Source organism: Pseudoalteromonas sp. S3260, assembly GCF_005886925.1.
Taxonomy (GTDB): Bacteria; Pseudomonadota; Gammaproteobacteria; order Enterobacterales; family Alteromonadaceae; genus Pseudoalteromonas; species Pseudoalteromonas tetraodonis.
In genome coordinates, this window is the sequence record NZ_PNCV01000105.1 from 1 (window position 1) to 6928 (window position 6928).

6 protein-coding genes are annotated in these 6928 nt (G+C 39.8%); 4 read left to right on the plus strand and 2 right to left on the minus strand.

Annotated elements, in window-relative coordinates; translation table 11 throughout:
* Nucleotides 1–205: 205 nt before the first annotated feature.
* Complete coding sequence (gene icd, locus CWC14_RS15265; RefSeq protein WP_138563710.1) at nucleotides 206–1456, plus strand: NADP-dependent isocitrate dehydrogenase; 1251 nt, start codon at nucleotides 206–208, stop codon at nucleotides 1454–1456.
* Between the two features lie 11 nt (nucleotides 1457–1467).
* Here icd and CWC14_RS15270 read toward each other — a convergent pair whose 3' ends face one another.
* Both CWC14_RS15270 and CWC14_RS15275 read right to left on the minus strand, forming a co-directional pair.
* The gene (locus CWC14_RS15270) at nucleotides 1468–1914 is read right to left on the minus strand and encodes a hypothetical protein (protein WP_013465068.1); all 447 of its coding nucleotides are present in this window, start codon (nucleotides 1912–1914) and stop codon (nucleotides 1468–1470) included.
* Nucleotides 1915–2023: 109 nt separating this feature from the next.
* The gene (locus CWC14_RS15275) at nucleotides 2024–2971 is read right to left on the minus strand and encodes a LysR family transcriptional regulator (RefSeq protein WP_138563712.1); all 948 of its coding nucleotides are present in this window, start codon (nucleotides 2969–2971) and stop codon (nucleotides 2024–2026) included.
* Nucleotides 2972–3088: 117 nt separating this feature from the next.
* Between CWC14_RS15275 and aceK the strand changes: the two genes are divergently transcribed.
* The 3 genes from aceK to CWC14_RS15290 all read left to right on the plus strand — a co-directional run bounded on the left by aceK (nucleotide 3089) and on the right by CWC14_RS15290 (nucleotide 6569).
* Nucleotides 3089–4870: a bifunctional isocitrate dehydrogenase kinase/phosphatase gene (gene aceK, locus CWC14_RS15280; RefSeq protein ID WP_138563714.1), complete on the plus strand. Its 1782-nt coding sequence runs from the start codon at nucleotides 3089–3091 to the stop codon at nucleotides 4868–4870.
* 395 nt (nucleotides 4871–5265) lie between these two features.
* Nucleotides 5266–6228 (plus strand): zinc-binding dehydrogenase, encoded by a 963-nt coding sequence (locus CWC14_RS15285; RefSeq protein ID WP_028835153.1) that lies wholly within the window; start codon nucleotides 5266–5268, stop codon nucleotides 6226–6228.
* Between the two features lie 86 nt (nucleotides 6229–6314).
* Complete coding sequence (locus CWC14_RS15290) at nucleotides 6315–6569, plus strand: DUF2999 family protein (protein WP_008113615.1); 255 nt, start codon at nucleotides 6315–6317, stop codon at nucleotides 6567–6569.
* Nucleotides 6570–6928: the final 359 nt, after the last annotated feature.

The following is a 6928-nucleotide window of genomic DNA, read 5'->3' on the forward strand; positions in this document are numbered from 1 at the left end:
GCTTAACCAGATCTCAGGTTATTTAGTCTGGTGTTAGATAAAATGCCTGATGCCACCTTTATTAAAAAATCGTTCCCTTATTTTTACTAATAGTTAATACCGTGCAGTTATTCGCTGCGGTGATATCAATTATAAAAATGCAATTACAGACACCTATTAACGAACATGCTTTAATGAAAAGAGGATGTTTTTCTAGGTGTTAACAATGCAATATCAACATATTACTGTGCCAGAAAATGGTGAACATATACTTATTGATGAACAAGGACAGTGGCATATACCCGAACACCCTATTATTGCTTATATTGATGGAGATGGCGTCGGGCTCGATGTGATGCCAGTGATGCGAAAAGTAGTGGATGCCGCCATAGAGCATAGTTATGGCCCAAGACGCAAAATTCATTGGATGCAAGTTTATAATGGTGAGCAAGCTGCCAAGCTTTATGACGGTGATTGGTTTCCTCAAGAAACGATTAATGCAGTACGAGAGTGTAAAATTGCGATTAAAGGCCCTTTAACCACACCGCTTGGAGGCGGGTTTCGCTCGCTCAATGTCGCGCTTCGCCATGAAATGGATTTGTATGTAAATATGCGAACCATTAAAGGATTTAGTGCATTACCGTCACCCTTAAAAAATCCATTTACCACGCATATTACCGTGCTACGTGATAGCAGTGAAGATGTGTATTCAGGAATTGAGTGGCAAGCGGGCAGTGTTGAAAGTGAAAAAATGCTCGATTTTTTATGTGAAGAAATGGGCGTAACACGGCTTCGTTTTACCCAAGAGTGTGGTTTAGGTATTAAAAATATCTCTAAAGAGGGATCAGAGCGATTAATACGCTATGCAATTAATTATGCCCTAAAAAATAATAGTGAATCACTCACTTTAGTTCACAAAGGCAATGTACTTAAGTTTACCGATGGCGCATTTAAGCGCTGGGGATTTGCGCTGGCCAAACGTGAATACGCTGCCGTTGAGCATCAAAACGGACGCTGGCTTGAAATACAACGTGCTGATTTACCGCCGCTGGTTATTAAAGAAGTAATTGCCGATAATATGCTTCAGCAGTGTTTAATGGATCCTGCTCAATTTGATGTGGTGGCCACCACTAATCAAAACGGAGACTTTTTAGCCGATATGCTCAGTGCACAAGTCGGTGGAGTAGGGATTATGCCGGCGGCAAACTTAAATACCGAAGTTGCGTTTTTTGAACCCACACATGGTACATTTGAGCGCATAGCAGGACAAGATAAAGCAAATCCGAGCAGTAGCTTATTGAGTGCGGTGTTAATGCTTAAGTTTATGGGATGGAGTGATGCTGCTTATTTAATTGAAAACGCGCTTGAAAGCACATTTGCCAGTGGACAGGTTACATTTGATTTAGCTCAATCAAATCATAACTCGACAACCTTAAGTTGCAAACAATTTGCCAACAAGGTTATCGAGCACTTTTAAAGGGCTGCATTTTACGCTGCAGAGGCGTTAGCTGTTTGCTCGCGATGAACGCATGGACGCTCTGTCAGCTCTGCAGCTCTGTGGTAAAGTTTATGGGCGCTTGGCTCATCACAGAGTGTGCCACTAAGCGTATCCATTAAAGCAACCACAATAATCGCAGGCACTTGGCAACAGTATTCATCTAAAACGGCTGCGGTTGTTTGTGCATCTACATGACAATGTGGATGACTTTTACGTTGATATGCATTTAATAAAGTATTCACGTCGAGAATGTCGTTTTCTTGGTGTTTTGTTTTACGACATGCACACCCAAACTCATCAACTAACGTGGCTAACGCTTGGTAAACGTGTTGCGTTTGAAGTGTTGTTTTACGACACAATTGTTGTTCAATGAATTGATGTAAATTTGCATCAATGAATAATCCGTCTTGTTGTGTGAAGCTTGCTGATGTTTGCATAATTATTACTCTTAGTTTGTTGGCTTAACTTCACTGTAGCGCTAAGTGTAATATTAATGAAATTGTTGTTTTCAATAACTGATATTGATTTGATCAATATTTTAATTCTTTACCTATCAATCACTGTATTTGCAAACGCCAACAACTCGCGCCTAAGCCATTGGTGCGCTGGTGTATGGTGTAACAACGGGCTCCATATCATTTTTACTTCTATGGGGACGATTTGAAATGGCACAGGGCTAATCACTAAATTAGTATGGCTAGTTAAAAGCTTTGCTTGACGACGCGGAAGGGTTGCAATGAGTTGCTCAGATTGACACAGTAAACTGGCAATCATGTAATGACGAGTAAATACGCGTATTTTACGTGTTTGTTCTAATTGCCATAATGCCTCATCAACCCAGCCTAATTTTTGTTTACCTGATTTATTGGTTACAGCGGGTTCGGGGCCCCAGCCGGCTCGATTAACCCAAATATGTTCACTTTTTAAGTATTGGTCTAAGTTTGCATCGTTTAAAAATGGATTATGTGGATGGGTTAAACAACAGTAGTTATCTCGCCATACAGTAGCTTGATGAAAAGAGCGCGGCAGACCATTAAAACGGTTTATTGCCAAATCGATAGTGCCTTTTTCCATATCCTGTAGGTTAACGTCGCTGGGGCTAAGTACATCGAAGTCAATGCCCGGGTTTTTAGCTAGCTGCTTGCAAATAAAGGGGGCAATTAGCGTCGATTCTAAATAATCGTTTGCCATAATACGAAACGTCACGTTGGCGGTAGCCGGATTAAATTGCTCACTGGGCTGCGTGATCTCTTCTGCCATTTTTAACAGCGCTTCAATTTCGGGCTTAAGGGCAAGGGCTTTAGCTGTTGGGGTCATGGAGCCCGCAGCTCGTACCAGCAAAGGATCGTCAAATAAATCTCTTAGGCGCTTTAACGCATTGCTCATAGCCGGTTGTGTTAATGCGAGTTTATTGGCCGCTTTAGACACACTTTTTTCATCTATTAATACATTTAAATAGACGAGTAGGTTGAGATCGACATTTCTTATATTCATATGATCAATTTTATTTATTTGCTGTATTAATTATCTAAATTAAAGCGTGCTTGCTAAGGTGTAAACCTCTAATAAAAAATAATCAGCATAATTGCTAAAAATAGAAGCGCCTATACTATGCCTAGCACGTCGTTAACGTCTACCCACAATCCTATACAAGAACTCATAGCTACTAAGTTAGCACGCGCTGTATTTGCTGGCTTTGAAGCTATGTTTGCACAGTTCTTAAATATTACCTTAGGGGCACAAAGTCGCTTTGAACAACGCCAATATCATGAGGTGCAAGCGGCAATGCGAGCGCGCTTGCAAGTGTATGAGCGTCAAGTAAAGAAGGTGAGTGAGGCCGTTAAAGTGATTGCCTATGATGAACTAAACTGTCCACAAACATGGCAACGTGCAAAAAATATTTATGGCGAAATGGTTAAAGAGCATGAAAACCAGCCAATTGCACATACGTTTTTTAATTCTACTTTTGGCGCTATTTGGGATGATAAAAAAATTCGTACGGTGCATTTATTTGTCTTAAAAGCAAAGTACCGGGGGCAACCACGTTCTTATGAAGGGCTTGTGAGTCGTATTTCCTTAAAAGAAGGGTTTGATAGCGCAGTTAAAACTTTAGTCAATGAACAAGTGTTTAGAGTGTCATTTAAAAATTTAAACGAGGACTTAGCTAAACTACAAGCAACGTTAACCCAAGGGGCGCAGCAACAATGCAGACAAGTGTATGAGCTAATAAGTTTAAATGACGGCTATATTGAGTACGCCAATTCACACTTTTACCGCAATAAAGCGTGTTATGTAATAGGACGTTGTATTGCTAAAAATGGCGATAATATGCCCTTTGCAATAGCCATTTTAAATACCCCTGACGGGCTTACAATTGATGCTGTGATGATGGGCGCTGATCAGCTGAGCTTGTTATTTGGCTTTGCGCGCACGTACTTTATGGTAGATACCGACCAACCTGCAAGGTATGTAGATTACTTAAGTGTGTTAATGCCTCACAAACAACGGTTTGAATTGTTTAATGCGATAGGTTTTATTAAACATGCGAAAACAGAATTTTATCGCTATAAGGTGGACACGACTAAAAGTAGCCCCGAGCAATATAAATATCATTTAGCGCCAGGTACACCAGGTATGGTGATGCTTGTTTTTACAATTGATGGCCTAGACTATGTGTACAAAGTAATAAAAGATAAATTTAGTGCACCAAAAACGGCGACAAAACAGCAGGTAAAAGATAAATATAACTTTGTAAAACAGGCTGATAGAGTAGGGCGATTAGTTGATACTCATGAATTTAGATACCTAGCCTTTGATTTAAGTCGTTTTAGTGATGAACTGCTTACACAAATGAAAAAACACATTGGTGATAGCTTAATTATTTCGGGTAAAGCGTTAATACTCAAACATGTCTATGTTGAGCGAAAAATGACACCGCTTAATTTATATATCGGTCAATGTAGCAGTAAATCACTGCAGCAGGTGATGGTTGATTATGGTAAAGCGATTAAAGAGCTTGCCAGTGCAAATATTTTTGCCGGTGACATGCTAATGAAAAACTTTGGCGTGACACGTTGGGGGCGAGTGGTATTTTATGATTACGATGAAATTTGCCCTCTTACTGATTGTAATTTTAGAGAAGTGCCAAATACTGACAACGCGTTAGAAGAAATAAGCTCACATTCTTATTTTGATATAGACCAAAATGATATATTCCCGAGTCAATTTAAGGTGTTTTTTAGTGCCAGCAGCAGTGCCTTTAGCCATTTTAATCATTATCATAGTGATTTATTTACGGCAAAGTACTGGCAAATGACTCAGCAAGGTATTGAGCAAGGTCAGCTTCCTGATGTATATCCTTATAAACAAAGCTGGCGCTTTAATAATTTATAGTTTTGTTTATCTTTCAAGGTTAAATTTGAAGTTGTGTTTTTAGGCAAGGCTTCCCCTGCAATTGCTGATAACGCAGCATAAATGCAGAACATGCACTGCCCAACGAGTTCGGCCTAAATTGAACAAAGGTTAGTCCACAAAGGCCAATAAACTGATTAAATCAGCACTGAATTTTTGTGCTTAAGGCGCTGTTAACTCCAAAAGGAGTATTATGAGTTTAAATTAGTTGGCTTCGCTTTTTTGTCAGGCTTTGTGTTTGCCAGTGCTAAAACCCCGAGGTTACATCAATAAAATTACTAACCACTACACACTTTAAATATATTACACAGAAAATAACGAGTTAGTTGAAGCCGAAGTATGGCGAAAATCAAATAGAATAAAATACGAGGAGATTTATGCAGTACATTTCACATCAAGATCAGCAATTAACGTTTGAACAAACCGATAAGCCGCAGATTAGCAGTAATGAAGTATTGGTAAAAGTAGCAGCGATTGGCGTTAACCGCGCCGATTGTATGCAGCGCCAAGGTAAGTATCCTGCTCCTGAAGGGGATAGCCCTATTCTAGGACTCGAATGTGCAGGTACCGTGTGTGAGCTTGGCAGTGAGGTAGACCCTAAATGGCAAGATAAGCGTATTTTTACTCTATGTGCCGGTGGTGCGTACAGTGAATATGTTGCGGTAGATGCGCAGCAATTAATGGAATTGCCAGATAATATTTCTATGGCACAAGGTGCTGCTATTAGTGAAGTGTATTTAACTGCTTTTGGCGCACTCTTTGAGTTAGGAAAACTACAATCAGGGCAAACGGCGCTTATTCATGCCGGTGCCAGTGGCGTAGGCGGAGCGGCTATTCAAATGGCAAAAAGTGCCGGTGCACAGGTGGTAATAACAGCAGGGTCTGATGAAAAATGTGAACACGCTAAAAGCTTGGGTGCTGACCATGTGATTAATTATAAAACCACTGATTTTGTTGAATATATGAAGGCACATAACTTAAGTGCAAACGCCATAGTCGATCCGGTTTCTGGCCGCTATTTGAATAAAAATGCCAAAGTGGCCGCAATGGATTGTCAGATTGTGATGCTCGCATTTTTAGATAGTCGCTTTGCCGAAGTCGATTTTGCACGCTTATTACAAAAGCGCATCTCGTTTCATGCCTCCACATTACGTAATCGCAGTATCGCGTTTAAGCGCGCGTTAAGAGATGCATTTGTAGCGCGCTTTTATGATGATATTGCCAATCAAAAGTATGACTTTAATATTTATAAAACCATGCCATGGCAACAAGCTAGTGAGGCACATGCCATTTTAGAGGGTAATGAAAACTCAGGTAAAGTTGTATTGTTGGTAGAGTGAAACAAGTAATGCCACAGGGATTAATATTGTTAATCCCTGTATGAGGCCATATACTTTAACAAACTATTTCGATTTTAAGGTTAATAATGAATCCAATTATTGCAATATTAAAAGAGCACAATGTCAGCGATGAAAAAGTAGCGGCATTATTTGAAGCATTTACCCAAAACCCAATGATGGCTATGGCATTAGTACAAGAGCTGGGCATACCACCTGAAAAACTTCAGCAATTGATGGCGGTAGTAATGACCCAACCTCATTTAATTAAAGAAGCAACGGATGAGTTAGGTTTAGATTTTGCAAAAGTACAAGAAGCGAAAGACAAGTTAAACCAGCAGTAAACTATCTTTAGAGACATGTTTTATGCATGTCTCTATCTCTAAACATGTTTTGTTACACACTCCTTTGAACGGCTCTGCATTTATACAGTCAAATAAATACTTAACCTATAGCAGAGACAAAACATGAAGCGACTTTATAAATTTTGGAAAAATAACCGTTCTTAAGGGCCTGTTAACCTTTCAAGGTTGAATTTGCAGTAGTCTGTTTGGTATTTAAGCAAGGCAGAGCCTATGTGGTGTGGTTATTCCCCATAAATAGGCGATAACGTAGCATCAATGCCAAACAGGTATTGCCCAAAGGGTTCTTCCAAGGGGCGATTAACTCTTTGTTACTCGGTTTTTACTTAGCCCACTAGGTT

Excerpts from the sequence above, each read along its gene's own strand:
- CWC14_RS15275 (WP_138563712.1), bottom strand. The coding sequence starts at position 2,971 with ATGAATATAAGAAATGTCGATCTCAACCTACTCGTCTATTTAAATGTA.
- CWC14_RS15270 (WP_013465068.1), bottom strand. The coding sequence starts at position 1,914 with ATGCAAACATCAGCAAGCTTCACACAACAAGACGGATTATTCATTGAT.
- icd (WP_138563710.1), top strand. The coding sequence starts at position 206 with ATGCAATATCAACATATTACTGTGCCAGAAAATGGTGAACATATACTT.
- aceK (WP_138563714.1), top strand. The coding sequence starts at position 3,089 with ATGCCTAGCACGTCGTTAACGTCTACCCACAATCCTATACAAGAACTC.
- CWC14_RS15290 (WP_008113615.1), top strand. The coding sequence starts at position 6,315 with ATGAATCCAATTATTGCAATATTAAAAGAGCACAATGTCAGCGATGAA.
- CWC14_RS15285 (WP_028835153.1), top strand. The coding sequence starts at position 5,266 with ATGCAGTACATTTCACATCAAGATCAGCAATTAACGTTTGAACAAACC.